Annotated in this window: 14 protein-coding genes; 7 read left to right on the forward strand and 7 right to left on the reverse strand. The window is 70.6% G+C overall.

Going from position 1 to position 18,492, the window contains the following annotated elements; genetic code table 11:
- Window positions 1-232 precede the first annotated feature (232 nt).
- Window positions 233-1,891 (reverse strand): thiamine pyrophosphate-binding protein, encoded by a 1,659-nt coding sequence (locus NE358_RS03705; protein ID WP_289941605.1) that lies wholly within the window; start codon window positions 1,889-1,891, stop codon window positions 233-235.
- A 225-nt stretch (window positions 1,892-2,116) separates the two neighbouring features.
- On the opposite strand from NE358_RS03705, the gene NE358_RS03710 reads away from it, so the two are divergent.
- Window positions 2,117-2,710, forward strand: a complete 594-nt coding sequence (locus NE358_RS03710; protein ID WP_499318287.1) for a TetR/AcrR family transcriptional regulator — start codon at window positions 2,117-2,119, stop codon at window positions 2,708-2,710.
- Window positions 2,707-3,348 carry a zinc ribbon domain-containing protein gene (locus NE358_RS03715; RefSeq protein ID WP_103206579.1) on the forward strand — a complete coding sequence of 214 codons (642 nt, stop codon included), beginning with the start codon at window positions 2,707-2,709 and terminating at the stop codon, window positions 3,346-3,348. The genes NE358_RS03710 and NE358_RS03715 overlap by 4 nt, the downstream gene beginning before the upstream one ends.
- 6 nt (window positions 3,349-3,354) lie before the next feature.
- Here the strand turns inward: NE358_RS03715 and NE358_RS03720 are convergent, their stop codons facing one another.
- Complete coding sequence (locus NE358_RS03720) at window positions 3,355-4,059, reverse strand: IclR family transcriptional regulator (RefSeq protein WP_289941609.1); 705 nt, start codon at window positions 4,057-4,059, stop codon at window positions 3,355-3,357.
- A 97-nt stretch (window positions 4,060-4,156) separates the two neighbouring features.
- On the opposite strand from NE358_RS03720, the gene NE358_RS03725 reads away from it, so the two are divergent.
- Window positions 4,157-6,001 (forward strand): FAD-dependent monooxygenase, encoded by a 1,845-nt coding sequence (locus NE358_RS03725; protein WP_289941611.1) that lies wholly within the window; start codon window positions 4,157-4,159, stop codon window positions 5,999-6,001.
- A gap of 270 nt (window positions 6,002-6,271) precedes the next feature.
- Window positions 6,272-7,744, forward strand: coding sequence for an NAD-dependent succinate-semialdehyde dehydrogenase (locus NE358_RS03730; protein ID WP_289941613.1), 1,473 nt, complete (start codon window positions 6,272-6,274; stop codon window positions 7,742-7,744).
- 196 nt (window positions 7,745-7,940) lie between these two features.
- Here the strand turns inward: NE358_RS03730 and NE358_RS03735 are convergent, their stop codons facing one another.
- A complete protein-coding gene (locus tag NE358_RS03735) occupies window positions 7,941-9,380 on the reverse strand; it encodes an XRE family transcriptional regulator (RefSeq protein WP_289941616.1) in 1,440 nt (479 codons plus the stop codon).
- A 117-nt stretch (window positions 9,381-9,497) separates the two neighbouring features.
- On the opposite strand from NE358_RS03735, the gene NE358_RS03740 reads away from it, so the two are divergent.
- Window positions 9,498-11,390 carry a phosphoenolpyruvate carboxykinase (GTP) gene (locus tag NE358_RS03740; RefSeq protein WP_289941617.1) on the forward strand — a complete coding sequence of 631 codons (1,893 nt, stop codon included), beginning with the start codon at window positions 9,498-9,500 and terminating at the stop codon, window positions 11,388-11,390.
- 99 nt (window positions 11,391-11,489) lie between these two features.
- Here the strand turns inward: NE358_RS03740 and NE358_RS03745 are convergent, their stop codons facing one another.
- A complete protein-coding gene (locus NE358_RS03745; RefSeq protein WP_116238552.1) occupies window positions 11,490-11,945 on the reverse strand; it encodes a hypothetical protein in 456 nt (151 codons plus the stop codon).
- Window positions 11,946-12,113: 168 nt separating this feature from the next.
- On the opposite strand from NE358_RS03745, the gene NE358_RS03750 reads away from it, so the two are divergent.
- Window positions 12,114-12,878: an ABC transporter ATP-binding protein gene (locus NE358_RS03750; protein WP_170210580.1), complete on the forward strand. Its 765-nt coding sequence runs from the start codon at window positions 12,114-12,116 to the stop codon at window positions 12,876-12,878.
- A complete protein-coding gene (locus NE358_RS03755) occupies window positions 12,875-14,326 on the forward strand; it encodes an FtsX-like permease family protein (RefSeq protein ID WP_289941623.1) in 1,452 nt (483 codons plus the stop codon). Before NE358_RS03750 ends, NE358_RS03755 begins: the two co-directional genes overlap by 4 nt.
- Window positions 14,327-14,356: 30 nt before the next feature.
- Here NE358_RS03755 and NE358_RS03760 read toward each other — a convergent pair whose 3' ends face one another.
- From NE358_RS03760 to NE358_RS03770, 3 genes are all read right to left on the reverse strand, one after another.
- Window positions 14,357-16,222 carry an ABC transporter ATP-binding protein gene (locus tag NE358_RS03760; protein WP_289941624.1) on the reverse strand — a complete coding sequence of 622 codons (1,866 nt, stop codon included), beginning with the start codon at window positions 16,220-16,222 and terminating at the stop codon, window positions 14,357-14,359.
- A 142-nt stretch (window positions 16,223-16,364) separates the two neighbouring features.
- The gene (locus NE358_RS03765; protein ID WP_116238551.1) at window positions 16,365-17,816 is read right to left on the reverse strand and encodes an MFS transporter; all 1,452 of its coding nucleotides are present in this window, start codon (window positions 17,814-17,816) and stop codon (window positions 16,365-16,367) included.
- Window positions 17,817-18,002: 186 nt separating this feature from the next.
- Window positions 18,003-18,356 carry a Fe-S protein gene (locus NE358_RS03770; RefSeq protein ID WP_103206568.1) on the reverse strand — a complete coding sequence of 118 codons (354 nt, stop codon included), beginning with the start codon at window positions 18,354-18,356 and terminating at the stop codon, window positions 18,003-18,005.
- Window positions 18,357-18,492 lie beyond the last annotated feature (136 nt).

The raw sequence follows: 18,492 nt of genomic DNA on the forward strand, positions 1-18,492 counted from the left end.
CGTCGCGCTTCGGTGCGCCGGGGCCGTTCGGCGTGCCGGGGCGTGCCAGGCCCGGAGCTCTGCGGGCGTACCGAACTCCTGAGAACCGGGCCGCCGGGGGTCGGGCGGGCCGTTCTCCAGACGGCACAGCCCGAAACATTCAGGAGCTGGGCACGGCAGGGCGGGTGCCCGAGGAGGGCGCCCCGGCTCTTTGCGGACGCACGGATTCTCGGGAGTCCCGCGCCCGACCCGGTCAGCGCGCCGCGATCTCTTCCCAGTACGGTGCGACGACCGCCGCGCTCACGCGCAGATCCAGCAGGAGGAAGTCCCGCTCGGAGACCGGGCGAGTGACCCAGGATGCCAGGGCCTCGAGGTCGTCGACCGACTCGACCACCACGCCCTCGGCGCCGAACCCGCGCGCGACCGCGGCGAAGTCGACCTGGGGGATGAGCATGGGATCGGGGTGCAGGCCCTTGAGGCCGTAGTTCAGGACCTCGGCTCCGTACTGCGCGTCGTTCCAGACCACGGCGATACCGCGGCCGCCCGCGACCCGGACGGCGGTCTCGAGGTCGGCGAGGGCCATGAGCCCGCCCCCGTCGCCGGTGGTGAGCACGATCGCGGAGTCCGGGCGGGCGACGGCGGCGCCGGGGACGCTCGGGAAGCCCAGGCCGATCGACTGGTACGCCGTTCCGACCATGATCATGCGGTCGGGCGAGGCCACCGGCCAGTACATGTTCGACCAGCCGAGGAAGTGCCCACCGTCCGAGACGATCACGCGGTCCTCGGGCAGCAGTTCGGCGATGCGGGCGGCGGCGGTGCGCGGGTCGAGGCGCCCGTCGGGGCCCGTGCCCTGACCCTCGGGCTGGCGGCGGGCGGCGGCGAGGTCGAGGCCCTGGCCCCAGGTCGAGGGCGTCGCGCCCTGCGCGCGGAGGCGGCGCGTGATCTCGATGGCGACGTCAGCGGCATCCCCCCGCACGTACCCGCCGATGTGCGCGTGCGTCGCCGTCGGCGCGAGGTCGACCTGGAAGACCCGCGAGCCGGGGGAGAAGAGCTCGCCGAAGCGCATCGTGAACTGGTTCAGGCTCGCACCGAAGACGACGGCGACATCGGCCTCGCGCACGAGTTCCATCGCGCCGGGAGCGCCGAAGCCACCGGCGACACCGAGGTCGCGCGCCGGATCCGAGAACAGGCCGCGGCCCAGGGCGCTGGTCGTGGTCAGCGCTCCGGCGGTGGCGGCGAGGTCGTCCAGTGCCGCTCCCGCGCCGGCCAGCCAGGCGCCGCGTCCCCCCAGGAGCAGCGGTCGTTCGGCCGATGCCAGCGCGTCGACGATCTGGTCGATGACCTTGTCGGCGAAGGCGCCGAGAGGGGGGTGCTCGGGCGTGACCTCGGGGGCGGCGCCGGGGGCCTCGGCGGGCGGGATCGAACCGGCCTCACGGGTGGCGACGTCGTACGGGATGCCGAGAACCACGGGCAGGCGGTAGGTGAGGGCGTGCTCGATCGCGATGACGATGGTGGCCGCCGCGTCGCGGTGACCGACGGTATAGGTGCGCGCGCCGACGGCGGCGGCGAGGGCGATCTGGTCCACACCCCAGGGGCGCGGGCCCGAGGTCGGCTCATCGCCGACGATGAGCACGAGAGGCGTGCGCGCCTGCACGGCCTCGGCGAGCGCGGTGAGCGTGTTGGTGAAGCCGGCGCCGTAGGTGGCGGTGGCAGCGGCGAGGCGGCCGCAGGCGCGGTAGTGCGCGTCGGCGGCGACGACGCCCGCCGCCTCATGCCGCACGGCGACGAAGCGAGAGGGAGTCTCGCGCCCCAGCGCGTCGAGGAAATAGGCGTTGCCGTTGCCCATGACGCCGAAGACGGTGTCGATGTGGCGAGCGAGGGTGTGCGCGACGTGCGCGGAAACGGTGGGCATGACGAGGGGAGCCTTTCGAGACGGAACGGATGGATGCCGTATGTGTCTCGCGGGGATTCCGCTACGTGCCCTTTTTTCGAGCAGCGACGCACGGCCTCGTGCGCCTGACGGGATCGAGTATAGGGGCGCAGGGCGGTGGCACTCCGGGACCGGGGACGAGAATCCGGCTGCGGGGTGCGATGCCGTCGGTATTATCGAGCGATAACCTCCCCGGAAGGAGAACGGATGCCGAGCCCCCGCCGCCGCACCGCGCGCGACGACGAGTTGCTCACGGCTTCCGTCCGTGCCTTCGCCGCCCGCGGTTACTTCGGCACCTCGACCGCTCAGGTCGCGAGCGAGATGGGGGTGTCGCAGCCCTACGTCATTCGCACCTTCGGGTCGAAGCTCGAGTTGTTCGTGCGCACGCACGCGCACGCCGGGGCCGAGATCACGCGCGCCTTCCGCGGAGCCTCGGGCGCCGGCTTCGACCCCGACCGGCTGGGCGCCGCCTACCGCGAGCTCGTCCTCTCGCGGCCGGAGGCCGTTCTCGTCTGGGCTCACGCGTTCTCGGCCGCGACCGCCGAACCCGAGATCGGGGTCGAGTCACGTCGGCAGTTCGACGAGGTCTACCGCACGCTGCGCGATGCCGGCGCGAGCGACCTCGACCTCTGGGCGTTCATGGGGCGCGGAATGCTGATGAACAACCTGCTCCTCATGCAGGCCCCGCACTTCGGCGACCGCTACGACTTCGGACCTCTCGTCGACCTCGTCTTCGGGCCGCGGCCCGCAACCCCCCCGCGGCGCCGCCGGCGCCCCTCGCCTCGATCAGGAGTGACATGAGCGACCTCGTCCCGTTCACCGACAACTTCACCGATCTGTCCAACATGGACGGCTTCCAATTCGAGTTCCGCTGCGAACGCTGCGGCAACGGCTACCGCTCGGCGTTCCGTCCCGACCCGCGCGCCGCGGGGCAGAAGCTCGCCCGCGGCATCGGGAACCTCTTCGGCGGCCCCGTGTCGCAATTCGCGTCGATGGCCGATCGTTTCCTCGATCGCGGCACCAACTCACCCGCGAAAGACGAGGCGCTCCGTGCGGCGACGGCCGAGATCGCGCCGCGATTCCATCAGTGCCGGGGCTGCAGCGACTGGGTCTGCGGCGACGGGTGCTGGAACGACGGGGTGGGTCAGTGCGTGCGCTGCTCGCCGAATGCCACGGAAGAGCTGGCTCAGTTGCAGGCCGAGGCGCGACGTCGTCAGGTGCAGGAGCGGCTCGAGACCGTCGACCTGCTGGGCGGTGCCGACCTCAAGACACAGGCCCGCCCGCGCTGCGGTGCGTGCGGGGCGCAATCGCACGGCGGGAAGTTCTGCGGCGAGTGCGGTTCCCCGCTCGCGGTGGTCGCGTCGTGCGGCGGTTGCGGTTCCGAGAACCCGGCGGGAGCGCGCTTCTGCTCCTCGTGCGGGACGGGCCTGACGGGCTGACGCGCCCTAGAGTGCGCGGCGGATGGCCTCGGCCGCCGCTGTCAGCCGCGACCCGATCGCCGCGTCGTCGCGATCGGTCGCGACGTACACGGCGGCGACGGCGGCCGGCTGCCGCCCCTGCACGCTGAGCGGCGCGGCGACGGCGCGCAGGGTCGGGATGACTTCGTCGTGGCTGGTCGCCCAGCCGCGCTCGGCGGTGTCGGCGACCTCGGCCGCGAGTCGGGCGTCGGCGGCGTCGGGCCAGCGGCCCGGGGGCATCTGCGCGAGGATCGCCCGCCCCGGGGCTCCCCGGGTGACGGGATGCCGCGTCCCCGGCCGCTGCGCGACGGTCGTCGTCGCGTGGCGTGGTTCGACGCTGAGGAGGGTCACGCACTCGTCGTGGTCGAGCACGACGAGGAAGCACGTCATGCCCAGCTCGTTCGCCGCGGCCGTGAGCTCGGGCAGGGCCTCGGCCTGCAGGTCGGCGGTGACCCCCGCGGCGAGAGCCGCCAGGCCCGTTCCCAGGCGCACCGCGCCCGCGGCATCCCTCGTCACGAGTCCGTGGTCCTCGAGCGTGCGCAGGAGTCGATAGGCCACGGAGCGGTGGAGCCCGACGCGCGTGGCCAGGGCGTCGATCGTCAGCGGGGTGCGGGCATCGGCGAGTTCTTCGAGCAGGCGGATGCCGCGGCTGAGCGTCTGCGAAGCGGGCGTTGCGTCTTGCCGCGATGACATGGCTCGGCTAACCTTTCATTCGATAACAGAACGTTGAGTTCGAATATAGAACACGACGGTCTGGTGAGCAACCTCGACATCGACGTCAGGAGAAACAGTGCAGTTCCACCACCACGGCTATGTCTCGGGTGACCCGCGCGTGCAGAACGCCGCCGGAACCGGCATCGACCGGCCGGCACGCCTCCCCGACGAGGTCGACGTGCTCATCGTGGGGTCCGGTCCCGCCGGAATGCTGCTCGCGGCCCAGATGTCGCAGTTCCCGCAGCTCACCACGCGCCTCATCGAGAAGCGGGAGGGGCGACTGTCGCTGGGCCAGGCCGACGGCATCCAGCCGCGCAGCGTCGAGACGTTCCAGGCGTTCGGTTTCGCCGACCGCATCACGGCCGAGGCGTACAACATCGGCTGGATGAACTTCTGGGCACCCGACCCCGAGCACCCCGACCGGATCGTCCGCACGACGCGCACCGAGGACTACGGGTACAAGATCAGCGAGTTCCCGCACCTGATCGTCAATCAGGCGCGCGTGCTCGACTATTTCGCCGAGGCGGCGGCCCACGGGCCCGCGCGCATCGCCCCTGACTACGGCGTGGAGTTCCTCGACCTCGAGGTGCAGGGCGACCACGTCGAGGTGCGCGTGCGTACGACCGAGGGGGAGCGCGCGATCCGCGCGAAATACGTCGCGGGGTGCGACGGAGCGCGCAGCGGTGTGCGCCAGGCGATCGGCCGCACGCACGTCGGCGCAGCCGCCCGCCACGCGTGGGGTGTGATGGATGTGCTGGTGGAGACCGACTTCCCCGACTGGCGGATCAAGTGCGCGATCAACGCCGCGGCGGGCAACATCCTGCACATCCCACGCGAGGGCGGCTACCTCAGTCGCATGTACATCGACCTCGGCGAGGTCGCCGAGGACGACGACCACCGCGTGCGTCAGACGCCGATCGACGAGGTCATCCGGAGGGCGAACGAGATCCTGCACCCGTACTCGATCGACGTGAAGCAGGTCGCGTGGCACAGCGTCTACGAGGTGGGCCATCGGGTCACCGATCAGTTCGTCGATGATCTCGATGACCCGCGCGTCTTCCTCACGGGCGACGCCTGCCACACGCACAGCGCGAAGGCCGGCCAGGGCATGAACGTCTCGATGCAGGACGGCTTCAACCTCGGCTGGAAGCTCGGTCACGTGCTCACCGGCCTCGCGCCCGTCGAGCTGCTGCGCACCTACGATCAGGAGCGCCGCCCGGTCGCCCAGCAGCTCATCGACTTCGACCGCGAGTGGTCGTCGCTCATGGCCCGCAAGCCCGGTGAGATCACCGACCCCGACGAGCTCGCGACCTACTACCTCGCCACCGCGGAGTTCCCCTCCGGCTTCGGCACGCACTACGCCCCCTCGCGTATCGTCGCGGCGGACGCCGCCCAGGAACTGGCATCCGGATTCCCGGTGGGCAAACGCTTCCACAGCGTCGAGGTCGTGCGGGTGTGCGACGGCAACGCCGTGCACCTGGGCCACCACGCGAAAGCCGACGGGCGCTGGCGCCTGTACGTCTTCGCGGATGCCGAGGGCACGGCGCTGCAGGACTGGGTCGGCGCGGCGCGGGCCGTCGTCGAGCGGTTCACTCCCGAGGGAGCGGACCTCGACGCCGTCTTCGACGCGAAGGTGGTGTACCCCGGTCGCTGGGAGGACGTGGTCGACGTACCGACGCTCTTCCGCCCGCAGTCCGGGCCGCTGGGGCTCACCGACCTCGAGAAGGTGTTCGCCGCCGCGCCCTCGGCCTGGACGACGGGCGACGTCTTCGCCGAGCGTGGCATCGGCGCCGAGGGGGCCGTGGTCGTCGTGCGGCCCGATCAGTACGTCGCGCACGTGCTGCCGCTCACCGACCCGGCCGGGCTGGAGCGGTTCCTCGCCGGTGCGATGGCGGAGCCGATGGCCGCGGCATCGCGCTGACGCCGTCGACCCCGGCATCCGCACCCCCACGCATAAACGCGATCCACGCGCATAAACGCGAGCACGGCACGTTTATGCGCGCGGAAAGCGTTTATGCGTGCGTGTTCCGCTCGAGCGTCGGGCGTGCGCGCACGCGCGGGACGTCCGCCGGACGCCGTGGGCTGGCCATGACGGCGACCGGAGTCACCCCCTTGTACGCCACGTATATCGGCACGCACCCGCGGGCTGAGAAGAATGGGCGGAGAACCCCGCCCCGATCCTGGAGGATTCATGACTGATTCGCGCGAGAGCGAGCTGCTGGCATCCGTTCCCACCGGTCTGCTCATCAACGGCGAGTGGCGCGCTGCCGAGGGCGGCAAGACCGTCGCGGTCAACGACCCCGCTACCGGCGGCGTCATCCGCGAAATCGCCGACGCGAGTGTCGACGACGGGGTGGCGGCGATGGATGCCGCGTCCGAGGCGTTCCCGTCTTGGGCGGCGACCCCCGCTCGCGAACGCGCCGAGATCCTCCGCCGCGCTTTCGACCTGCTGCAGGAGCGCAAGGAAGACGTCGCGCTGTTGATGACGCTGGAGATGGGTAAGCCCCTCGCCGAGGCGCGCGGAGAGGTCGGCTACGGCGGGGAGTTCCTGCGCTGGTTCAGCGAGGTGACCGCGCACACCCAGGGCCGCTACGGCGCGAACCCCGAGGGCACCGGCCGCATGATCGTCTCGCAGCACCCGGTCGGCCCCTGCTACCTCATCACGCCGTGGAACTTCCCCCTCGCGATGGCCACCCGCAAGATCGCGCCCGCGCTCGCCGCCGGGTGCACGGTCGTCATCAAGCCGGCCACCCTCACCCCGCTCACCACGCTGTTCTTCGCGCAGATCCTGCAGGACGCGGGGCTCCCCGCCGGTGTCGTCAACGTGGTCACGACCACGAACACCGGCCCGGTCTCCGAGCGCATCATCTCCGACCCGCGGCTGCGCAAGCTCTCGTTCACCGGCTCGACCCCCGTCGGCGTGAAGCTGCTGCAGCAGGCCGCACCGGGCGTACTGCGCACGTCGATGGAACTCGGCGGCAACGCCCCCTTCGTGGTGTTCGACGACGCCGACCTCGACAAGGCGGTCGAGGGTGCGATGCTCGCGAAGTTCCGCAACATCGGCCAGGCCTGCACGGCCGCCAACCGCTTCATCGTGCAGCGCTCGATCGCCGACGAGTTCACCCGCCGCGTCACCGAGCGCGTGCGGGGCTTGAAGATCGGCCGCGGCACCGAGGAGGGCGTGCAGATCGGCCCCCTCATCGACGACCGCGCCGTCGACAAGGCCAAGACCCTCGTGGGGGATGCCGTCGAGCGCGGCGCCACCGTCACCACCGGCGGTTCGCCCATCGACGGCCCCGGCACGTTCTTCGAGCCGACCGTCGTGTCCGACGTGAAACCCGGCAGCGACATCCTCCGCGAGGAGATCTTCGGGCCCGTGCTCGCGATCATCCCCTTCGACGACGAAGACGACGCCGTGCGCCTCGCCAACGACACCGAGTACGGGCTCGTCTCCTACGTCTTCACCGAGTCGCTCGCGCGCGGCCAGCGCATGATCGACAAGCTCGAGACCGGGATGATGGGCCTCAACGTCGGCGTCGTCTCCAACGCCGCGGCCCCCTTCGGCGGCTGGAAGCAGTCGGGCCTCGGCCGCGAGGGCGGCGACGAGGGCATCCACGAGTACCTGCAGACGAAGTACACGCTGACGGCGAACCCCTACGCCTGAGCACCGGATGCCGCGATCCCGCGCCCCACGAGGGTTCGGGATCGTGGCATCCGTCGACTGCCGGCCGAGTTGCGGGCGAAACTCCTGAGTCGTCGCCCCGACAGCGGTTATTTGGGCGCCCCGGGGGTGTCGTGCCACGTTTCTCAGGAGTGTGGCGCGGCGGCGCGGAGCGTCGGGTGACCCGAGTCCCGCGGTGTCAACCGTTCGCGTGACGATCGAGGAACGCGAAGACTTCGGCGTCGTCGACCCCCGGGAACATGCCGCGGGGGAGCGGCGAGAACATGTATTGGTGCACGCGGGCGCTCGGCCACGCCTTGCCCGACCAGCGCTCCGCGGCCTCGGTGTCGGGGCGGCGGCAGCACGACTCGTCGGGGCAGTGCGAGACACCGCGTGTGGGGGTCTCGCGGCCGCGGAACCACCGCGCGTCGTCGAACGGCACGCCCACGGTGATCGAGAAGTCGCCGCTCGAGGTGCTGCCCGTCTGGGTCGAGCACCAGTAAGTTCCGGCGGGGGTGTCGGTGTACTGGTAGTGCTCGGTGGTGCGGTTGTGCTCGTCGAACGCCGACCGCGCCGAGAACTTCTTGCAGACGATCTGGCCCTCGACCGAACCGGTGACGTCCGTCGGGAGCGGCAGGTCGTCGTTCTCGTACACGCGCGAGATGGCCCCGTCGCCGTCCACGCGCATGAAGTGCAGGCGGATGCCGAGGTGCACGGTCATCAGGTTCGTCATGCGCATGGCCGCGGCCTCGTGGGTCACTCCGAACGCGTCGCGGAAGTCCTCGACAGCGAGGTTGCGGTCCTTCTTCGCCTGGGTGAGGAATGCGACCGCGCTCGTCTCGGGCATGAGGCAGCACGCGGCGTAGTAGTTGATCTCGAGGCGCTGTTGGAGGAAGTCGGCGTAGTCGGTGGGCGGGCGGTGTCCCAGCAAGCGGTGCGCCATGGCCTGCAGGGCCATCGAGCGCAGTCCGTGACCCCCGGGGATCGACGCGGGCGGCAGGTAGATGCGCCCGTTCTCGAGGTCGGTGACCGAGCGGGCCGAGTGCGGCAGGTCGCTGACGTAGAGGAGCTCGAAACCCAGCTGCTCGGCCATGATGCTCACCGTGCGGTGGGTGAGAGCGCCGGTCGAGTGACCCGCGGCCCGGAGCTGCTTCTCGGCGAGACGCTCGATCTCGGGCAGATGGTTCGACATCTCGCGCATGCGCAGGCGCAGCTCGGTGTTGGCGCGGCGGGCTTCTTCGGGGCTCGCGATCGTCTCGCGCTCGCGCCGCTGCAGTTCGCGGTGCAGGCCCAGCACGGCCTCGATCGTGTCGTCGCTCGTTCCCTTCGTCACTTTGACGGGGGGAATGCCGAGCTGCCGGAAGAACGGGCTGGTCTGGGCGCGTTCGAGTTCGATCTCGAGAGCGGCCCGCCGGTTCGGGGGTTCGCGCGAGAGCAGCTCGGTGACCTCGGTCTCGGTAGCGCGGGCGATCTCCTGCAGGAGCGAGAGCTTGGGCTCGCGTTTGCCGTTCTCGATGAGGCTCAGCTGGCTGCCGGCGACCCCGACCAGGGCGCCGAGCTCGTCGAGGGTGTAGCCCCGAGCGAGACGGTGGTGCCGGATGCGGTGACCCAGGGTCGTGAGTTCGAACGACGATGCCATTCCTTGACCATATCGAAAAATACGCAATTCTTAACGTACTTTTTCTCGAAAAGAATCGGCGTAGGCGCGCAACATGGAGGAAGACCACCGATTTCGCTCTCAACCGAGGAGAACGACATGGCACTCGCCGACATCTTCAACTCCACGCCGCGCACCGCCGCGCTCGACACTCGCGCGGGCCGCGTGCAGCGCGCCGGTCACGGAGACCGCCCCGCGGTCGAGGGCCCCGGTCTTGCCGCCCTCGTCGCGTGGGTCGACCAGGTCGCCGCTCTCACCCAGCCCGACCGCATCCACTGGGTCGACGGCTCGGCCGCCGAGAACGACGCGCTCCTGCGCGAGATGGTCGACGAGGGCAAGCTCATCAAACTCAATCCCGAATGGCGCCCCGGCTCGTACCTCGCCCGCTCGCACCCCGGCGACGTCGCCCGTCTCGAGTCGCGCACCTACATCGCTTCGAAGCGCGAAGAAGACGCCGGTCCCACGAACAACTGGATCGCCCCCGCCGAGATCCGCGAGACGCTGAACGGGGTCTTCGAGGGCTCGATGCGCGGCCGCACGATGTACGTCGTCCCCTTCTCCATGGGTGCCATCGGCGGACCCCTCAGCCACATCGGCGTGCAGATCACCGACAGCGCCTACGCGGTGGCATCCATCGGCGTCATGACCCGCGTCGGCACCGCGGTCACGCAGCAGATCGCGAACGGTGCACCCTGGGTTAAGACCGTGCACTCGGTCGGCGCGCCTCTCGCCCCCGGCCAGGCCGACGTCGCGTGGCCCTGCAACGATGAGAAGTACATCGTCCACTTCCCCGACACGCTCGAGGTGTGGTCGTTCGGCTCGGGGTACGGCGGCAACGCGATCCTCGCGAAGAAGTGCTTCGCGCTGCGCATCGCGTCGGTCATCGGCCGCGACGAGGGCTGGCTCGCCGAGCACATGCTGCTCATCCGCGTCATCGACCCCGAGGGCAAGGCGTACCACGTGGCCGCCGCGTTCCCCTCGGCCTGTGGCAAGACGAATCTCGCGATGCTGCGGCCGACGATCCCCGGCTGGCGCGTCGAGACCCTCGGCGACGACATCACGTGGATCCGCCCCGGCGAGGACGGGCGTCTGTGGGCCATCAACCCCGAGGCCGGGTTCTTCGGGGTCGCACCCGGCACCGGCGAGTCGACCAACGTCACCGCGATCGAGACGCTGTGGGGCAACACGATCTTCACCAACGTCGCGCTCCGCCCCGACGGCGACGTCTGGTGGGAGGGGCTGACCGACGAGGCGCCCCCGCACCTCATCGACTGGGAGGGCAAGCCCTGGACGCCCGCGTCGGGCCGCCCCGCCGCGCACCCCAACTCGCGCTTCACCGTCGGAGCTGCACAGTGCCCGCAGATCGCCGAGGACTGGGAGGCCCCCGAGGGTGTGCCGCTCGACGTGATCCTCTTCGGCGGTCGTCGCGCCACCAACGTGCCGCTCGTGGTGGAGGCCACCGACTGGTCGCACGGCGTGTTCATCGGCTCGACCGTCTCGAGCGAGAAGACGGCGGCGCAGGAGGGCACGGTCGGCGAGCTCCGCCGCGACCCGTTCGCGATGCTGCCGTTCTGCGGGTACAACATGGGCGACTACTTCGGTCACTGGCTGAAGGTCGGCCAGAAGCTCCGCTTCGACCGCGCGCCCCGGATCTTCCAGGTCAACTGGTTCCGCAAGGGCGACGACGGCCGCTTCCTCTGGCCCGGATTCGGCGACAACGCCCGCGTGATCGACTGGATCATCCGTCGCGTCGACGGCCAGGTCGACGCGGTCGACAGCCCCATCGGTCGTCTGCCCCGGATCGAGGATCTCGAGCTGTCGGGCCTCGACCTCCCCGCCGCCGACCTCGAGGAGCTGTTCTCGATCGACCGCAGCTCGTGGCTCGCCGAGGCCGACCTGACCGAGGAGTTCTACGACACCTTCGGCTCGCACCTGCCGGCCGCCCTGCGCGCAGAGCTCGCCGCGCTGCGCTACCGCCTGCAGCGCCCCTGAGACCGGCTCGCCCGCGCCCGTCTTGTGCGGACGGGTGAGCCCTCGAATCGACGCCCCTCCCGTTCTTGGCGCGCGGGAGGGGCGTCGATGCGCGTGCGCTCAGGATCCGGTCGGCGACTGCTCCTTTTCGCCGGGGCTGTTCGGCGTCCAGCCGTACCAGCCGGCGTCCGTCGCGATCACCGACCACGCCCCGCACGCGAACACCCGGCTCGTCGCGTAGACGTCGGGCGCGTCGTCGAGGTGCACGGTCGGGGCGGACCGTCGCTCCACCTCGACGCAGGTCTTCGGGTCGAGCGCGGAGCCGCTCCGCGTCATCGCGGTGGCGACCTCGCCGTCGCGCTTGGTCTTCAGGACGATCGCGGTCGCATCGGCGGGCAGCCAGGGCACGGTGGTGTCGGCCCGGGCGGCGACGTCGGCCGCATCGGTGTACTCCGCCGTGACCTCCTGCGAGAAAGCCTCCTGGATGCCGGTGCAGCCGGCCAGCGAGAGGGAGAGGGCTCCACCCGCGGCGACGGCGAGGGCGAGCAGGAGCGGTGAGGTGCGGTGCGATGTCATGGGTCGATCGTGACCGGGCGGGGGCTCGGGATCGTCGTCCCCGGGGATGATCCGGCATCCCTCGCGAGACGTATCCCCGCGGCAGCCGGCCGCGTCATCCTCGAGATGTACGACGGGGCGACGTGAGGCCGATGACGCGGGCCGGGGGTGATTCGTAGCGTCGGAGACATGCAGCAGCCTCCTTCCGACGCCGCGCCGATGGCCGCGCGGGTCCAGAACCTCACCAAGACCTTCGGGGCCGGCGAATCGCGCGTCCACGCGTTGGACGACGTCACCATCGGCCTCCGACGGGGCGAGTTCACGGCGATCATGGGCCCGTCCGGTTCGGGCAAGTCCACCCTCATGCACGTGATGGCGGGATTGGATGCCGCGACCTCGGGCCGCGTGTTCGTCGGCGACACCGAAATCACGGGTCTCAGCGACCTCGAGCTCACCGTGCTCCGTCGCTCGCGTGTCGGCTTCGTCTTCCAGTCGTTCAATCTCGTGCCGACGCTCGACGTGTTGGGCAACATCACGCTGCCGTTCGAGCTGGCCGGCCGATCGCCTTCGCCCGAGGCTCGACGCCGCATCGACGCGCTCGTCGAGTCGATGGGACTCGGTGACCGCCTGCGTCATCGCCCTCACGAGCTCTCCGGCGGTCAGCAGCAGCGCGTGGCCATCGCCCGGGCCTTGGCGACCCGGCCCGATCTGATCTTCGCCGACGAGCCGACCGGCAATCTCGACTCCCGCACCGGCCGCGAGGTGCTCGCGCTGCTGGGCGCGGCGAGCCGGGAGCACGGGCAATCGATCGCGATGGTGACGCACGATCCCGTCGCCGCCTCGCACGCCGACCGGGTGATCTTCCTCGGTGACGGCCGCGTCGTGGCCGACACCCCCCGCCAGAGCGCGGAGGCGATCTCGGCCTACATGCTCTCGTCCGAGGTCGGGGCGTGAGCGTCGTCGCCGAGCGGCCGGTCGGGGTGTCGCGCCCCCGCCGCCTGCCGCGCGCGGAACGCGGCCTGGGGGCATCGGTGCTCGTGGCCGCGATCTCGAGCGGCTTCGGTACGCTGCTCATCGCCGCGACGGGGTTCATCGGTGCGTGGCTGCTGGCCGCGCCGTACCTGGCGGGCCGCGAGAGCGTCGTCGCGGTCGTGGCGATCCTCAGCACGCTGCTGGTGGGCGTGGCGATGTTCGTCGCGGCGATCGTCACCACCAACACGTTCGCGACCATCGTCGCCGGGCGGACGCGGCAGATCGCTCTGATGCGCCTGATCGGGGCCTCGGCCCGATCGGAGCGGGCGCGCGTCGCTCGTCAGGGCCTCGTCGTGGGAGCCGTCGGTGCCGTCATCGGGCTGGGCGGCGGCACCGCGGCCGCGGCCGTGCTTCTGCCGGTGGCGCGTACCGTCTGGGGGATCGACGTGGGCTACGCGCTTGTCCAGCCGATGCTGGCCGCTCCCGCGGTGATCGTGACGCTCACGACGTGGGCCGCGGCCTGGGCGGGTTCGCGCCGGGTTCTCGAGGTGACCCCCCTGCAAGCGATCTCCGGGGCGACCGAACGCAATCGGAACGAGGCCGTCGGCGGTCGCGGTCGTCGCATCGCCGCGGGGATCCTCTTCGTCGGCGGCACCCTGGTGCTCGCGGCGGGAATCACCCTGGGCCTGCTGTCCCCCCTCGGCGTGGTGGTGGCGTTCGTGGGCGGCATCTTCTCCTTCACGGGACTGAGCCTCGGTGCGGCGGTGATCATGCCGCCTCTGCTGCGAGTGACCGGGCGGTTGTTCGGGCGATCCGCCGAGGCGCGCTTGGCGGCCGAGAACGCCCTGCGCTACCGGGAGCGCTCGAGCCGTATGGCGATCGGGGTCGTGATGGGCGTCACCCTGGTGACGATGTTCGCGGTCGCCTCGCAGTCGGCCCGCGAGGTGCTCATCACCTCGGGCGGCGGCGAACCCCCGGAGGAACTGCTGTCGCTCATGGACACCTTCGCCGCGATCATGATGTCGCTCGTGGCGGTGTCGGCGGTGATCGCCGCCGTCGGCCTGGTGAACCTGCTCACCCTCGGGGTGATCCAACGGCGCCGGGAACTCGGCCTGTTGCGCACCCTGGGGTTCGCCGCCCCGCAGATCCGCCGGATGGTCCTTTTCGAGGCGGCGCACCTCACCGTGACCTCGGTCGCGCTCGGTCTCGTGCTCGGCGTGGTCTACGGCTGGGCCGGGGCGCAGTCGCTGCTCGGCTCGATCGGCGTGCCGCCGCTGTTCTCGTCGCCCACGTTGATCCTGCCGAGCATCCCCTGGGTGACGGTTGCCATCGTCGCGCTGGCGACGGCGCTGCTCACCGCCGTCGCCGCCGTCACACCCACGCGCCTGGCCACCGCGGTGTCGCCGATCGACGCTCTCGCGGGCGACTGATCGGTGTGCCCCGGGTTCACGCGCCGTCGTTCAGACCAGCAGCTGATGCTTCGCGAGGTCGCGATACAGCGGAGTGGATGCCACCAGCTCGCTGTGCATGCCCTGGCCCACCACCCGGCCGTTCTCGAGGACGACGATCAGGTCGCTGTCGACGACGGTCGACAGGCGGTGCGCGATGACCAGCAGCGTGCGGTCGGTCGCCACGGCGTCGATCGCCTCGCGCATGCGCTGCTCGTTGACGCCGTCGAGCGACGAGGTCGACTCGTCGAGCAGGAGCACCGGGGGAGCGGCCAGCAGGGCGCGCGCGATCGCGAGGCGCTGACGCTCTCCGCCCGAGAGCATCACGCCGTCCTCGCCTACCGGTGCGTCGACGCCGAGGGCGTTGCGCTCGAGCACGTCGCCGAGGTTCACCGCGCGTAGGACCCGCTCGCAGTCCGCATCGGTGGCGTCGGGCGAGGCGAGGCGGAGGTTGTCGGCGATCGTACCGGCGAGCGTCGGGGCGTCCTGCTCGACGTAACCGAACCGGGCGCGCAGCTCCGTGCGCGCGAGATCACGGGCGTCGGTCCCGTCGATCAGGATCGCGCCGCTCGTCGGGTCGTAGAAGCGTTCGACGAGGGAGAGGATCGTGCTCTTGCCCGCGCCCGAGGGGCCGACGAGCGCCACTCGCGCTCCGCGCGGGACGGTGAACGACACCCCGCGCAGCACCTCGCGGTCGCTCTCCGGCTCCGCATCGCCGGCATCCAGGTGCACCTCGGCGAGCACCGAGCGCGCTTCCTGCGCGGCGGCCTCTCGCGCCTTCACGACGTGATCGGGGTAGCGGAAGCGCACGTCGCGGAACTCGACGGCCGCGGCATCCGTCATCGGAGAGGCCGCCGAGGGCCGGTCGTCGTCTTCTTCGAGGGGAAGGTCGAGCACCTCTTGGATGCGACCGAGCGCCCCGAGCGCCTGGTTCACCGAGGTGATGGCCCCGATCGCCGAGGCGAGCGGCTGCACGAGAAGGAACAGGAAGATCACGAACGTGACGAGCGATGCGACGTCGATGGCCCCGGATGCCACGCGGTACCCGCCGACGCCGAGCACGACCAACAGCGAGACCTGGAGGGCGACGAAGGCGATCGGCACGATCAGCGCCGAGACGCGGGCGATGCGCACTCCCGCCGCGTAGGCGGCGGTGGCGTTCTCGGTGACGGCGGCGATCTCGCGTTCGGTGGCGCCCGACGCGCGGATCGTGCGGATCGAGCCCACCGCCCGCTCGACGCCCGACGACAGCTCGCCGACCTTGGCCTGCTGGACGGCGGAGGCCGCGCGGATGCGTGTGCTCAGCAGCACGACCACCGCGAGCGAGGCGCCCACGACCACCACGATGAGCACGAGCAGCAGCGGGTCGATGAACGCCATCGCGATGACGGCACCGACGAGGATGAGCGCGTTGCCCACGGCATCCGCGAATCCCTGCGTGAGCACCGCATACAGCAGCGTCGTGTCGGTGCCCACGCGCGAGACCAGATCGCCCGTCCGGCGGGCGTCGAACTCGCTGATCGGCAGGCGCAGGATGCGCCCGATCAATCGGCGTCGGCTCGAGAACACGACCGCGGTGCCGGTGCGCTGCAGCAGGTAGTGCTGGAACCCCGAGATGACCGACGACAGCACCACGAACGCGACCAGCAGCCAGACCAGCGCCCCGAGGGGAACGGCCTCTTGCACGCGCGAGATGACCTGGCCCACGAGCAGCGGCTGCGCGAGGGTGGCGGCGGCGCCGAGGACGCTCAGCACTCCGACGACGACGAGCGTGCGCGTGTGTTCGAGAAGGAAGGGCAGCAGCTGACGGAACGACGCGCGCGGGCCCTCGGGCACACGGCGACCGCGCCGACCGCGCGCGGGAGCGGGAACGGACATGCTCACCTCGGGAAGAAAATGGGGTGCTTCGACCGTACCCCGCGCCATCGATCCCGTCGGTCGCGTTCCTCGCCGGTGAACAGAACACCGGATGCCACGAAGCTCAGGCCCCGCGGCATCCGGTGTGTCGAGAGCAGACGCGTTACGGCGCGGTCGCTCCCGCGGCGATGTTGTCGTCGTAGTCGACGTCCTTCGTCTCGGGCGAGAGCACGAGCGCGACGAGGGTCAGCACGCCCATGGCCGAGAGGTACAGGCCCACCAGCCACGGGTTGCCGTTTCCGGCCGCCCACAGCGCCACGGCCACGATCGGCGCGAGGGCCGCACCGAGGATCGACGAGACGTTGTACGAGATGGCCGAGCCGGTGTAGCGGGTGTTGGTCGGGAACAGTTCCGGCAGGACCGCGCCCATCGGGCCGAACGTCGCCCCCATGAGCAGGAAGCCGAACACGAGGAACGCCTGCACGAGGGCGCCGGTGAACTTCGCATCGGCGGCGGGCAGGAGGAACACCGAGAACAGCAGACCGAAGACGATGATGCCGATCGTCACGCCGATCAGCAGTCGCTTGCGGCCGATCGCGTCGGCGACCGGGCCGGAGAGCATCGTGAAGACGCCGAAGAACACCACACCGATGATCTGCATGATGACGAAGTCGGTGTAGCCGAAGCCGAGGCCGGGGACGTAGGTGGCGGCGTTGAACGCGGTGCCGGCCTTCTCGGCCGCGGCGGCCGCGCCCTCGGCGGTGGGCTTGGTGCCGTACGACAGGGTGAAGCTCGTCATGAGGTAGAAGAGCACGTAGGTGGCCAGCATGATGAAGGTGCCGAGGATCAGCTGCTTCCAGTTGCGGCGGATGACCTCGCCGAGCGGGAACTTGCGGATCGCGCCGCTCTTCTCGGCCTTCGCGAACGACTCGCTCTCGACGAGCTTGAGGCGCACGTAGAGACCGACGATGACCATCACGGCCGAGAACAGGAACGGCACGCGCCAGCCCCAGGTGAGGAATTCCACCGACCGTTGCGCCGTGCCGTCGGGGTGCGGCAGCGCGAAGTTGATGACGAGGAACACCGTGTTGGCGATGATGAAGCCGATCGGGGCACCCAGCTGGGGGAACGTGCCGAACAGGGCGCGCTTGCCCTTGGGGGCGTTCTCGGTCGCGACCAGGGCCGCGCCCGACCACTCGCCACCGAGCGCGAAGCCCTGCGCGAGACGCATGACCAGCAGCAGCACGGCCGCCCAGACACCGATCTCGTTGAAGGTGGGCAGGCAACCGATGAGGAAGGTGGCGACACCCATCGTGAGCAGAGAGGCCACGAGGGTCGCTTTGCGGCCGAAGCGGTCTCCGAAGTGGCCGAAGACGATCGCGCCGAGGGGGCGCGCGACCATGGCGGCGCCGAACACGCTGAACGACAGCAGCAGTGAGGTGGTCTCGTTGCCGGTCGGGAAGAAGAGGATCGGGAAGACGAGGACCGCGGCCGTGGCGTACGCGTAGAAGTCGTAGAACTCGATCGTGGTGCCGATGAGGCTGGCGGTGATGACGCGCGAACGGGGATTCGCGGGCGCTGCGGCCGATCGGGTGGAGGGAGAGGAGATGGTCATGACTGCCTGACGAGAAGGTCGATCAATCGCGTCCGGGATGGGGCGCAGCGGTGGCGCGCCGCGATCACGGGGGTGGGTGTGAGCGGGTGCGCGAAGGAGCACCGGGAACGTCCCCGAGTGAGGGGCGTCTAGACCCTCCAGTCTATGCGCGCGCTGAGCGGCCGCCGAACGGCGCCGGAGCTGTCGTCAGTGCCAGACGACCGCGAGCCCGGCGTTGAGCAGAGCCAGGATGCCGATGGGCCAGAAGATCGCGGGAGGAAGGGTGCCCGTGCGCTTCTGACGAGCCGAACCGATGCCCAGCAGCGCGCCGATGACGATCAGCACGACGAGCTTGACGCCGATCTTGGCGTAGTTGAGGTCGTGGTCGAGGCCCCACGGCGCAGAGAGGGCCAGGCCGGTGACCAGGGAGATGACGAGCGCGTAGCTCATCAACGGCGTCACGCGCGTGCGGCGGGCCACGGCCTCGACGACCCAGGCGCCGAAGAGGACGGCGAACCCGACGAGGTGGACGAGGACGACGACGCTGCGCAGGATCTCCATACCGGTCAGGGTAGGGATGCCGTGCCCTCGCCGCCAGGAAGGGGCGCCTCACCGTCGGGCGTCGCCGCGGGGGTGGGGCGGGGCGGAAAATGTGCAGCGGGGCGAACATCGTCCGCCCCGCTGCACATTTCGCGCC

Source organism: Sphingomonas sp. G5, from assembly GCF_052660795.1.

What these genes read in the sequence shown, in the direction of transcription:
- NE358_RS03765 (WP_116238551.1), bottom strand. Translation starts at nt 17,816, where the DNA reads ATGACCATCTCCTCTCCCTCCACCCGATCGGCCGCAGCGCCCGCGAAT.
- NE358_RS03710 (WP_499318287.1), top strand. Translation starts at nt 2,117, where the DNA reads ATGCCGAGCCCCCGCCGCCGCACCGCGCGCGACGACGAGTTGCTCACG.
- NE358_RS03715 (WP_103206579.1), top strand. Translation starts at nt 2,707, where the DNA reads ATGAGCGACCTCGTCCCGTTCACCGACAACTTCACCGATCTGTCCAAC.
- NE358_RS03720 (WP_289941609.1), bottom strand. Translation starts at nt 4,059, where the DNA reads ATGTCATCGCGGCAAGACGCAACGCCCGCTTCGCAGACGCTCAGCCGC.
- NE358_RS03760 (WP_289941624.1), bottom strand. Translation starts at nt 16,222, where the DNA reads ATGTCCGTTCCCGCTCCCGCGCGCGGTCGGCGCGGTCGCCGTGTGCCC.
- NE358_RS03745 (WP_116238552.1), bottom strand. Translation starts at nt 11,945, where the DNA reads ATGACATCGCACCGCACCTCACCGCTCCTGCTCGCCCTCGCCGTCGCC.
- NE358_RS03730 (WP_289941613.1), top strand. Translation starts at nt 6,272, where the DNA reads ATGACTGATTCGCGCGAGAGCGAGCTGCTGGCATCCGTTCCCACCGGT.
- NE358_RS03705 (WP_289941605.1), bottom strand. Translation starts at nt 1,891, where the DNA reads ATGCCCACCGTTTCCGCGCACGTCGCGCACACCCTCGCTCGCCACATC.
- NE358_RS03770 (WP_103206568.1), bottom strand. Translation starts at nt 18,356, where the DNA reads ATGGAGATCCTGCGCAGCGTCGTCGTCCTCGTCCACCTCGTCGGGTTC.
- NE358_RS03735 (WP_289941616.1), bottom strand. Translation starts at nt 9,380, where the DNA reads ATGGCATCGTCGTTCGAACTCACGACCCTGGGTCACCGCATCCGGCAC.
- NE358_RS03740 (WP_289941617.1), top strand. Translation starts at nt 9,498, where the DNA reads ATGGCACTCGCCGACATCTTCAACTCCACGCCGCGCACCGCCGCGCTC.
- NE358_RS03750 (WP_170210580.1), top strand. Translation starts at nt 12,114, where the DNA reads ATGCAGCAGCCTCCTTCCGACGCCGCGCCGATGGCCGCGCGGGTCCAG.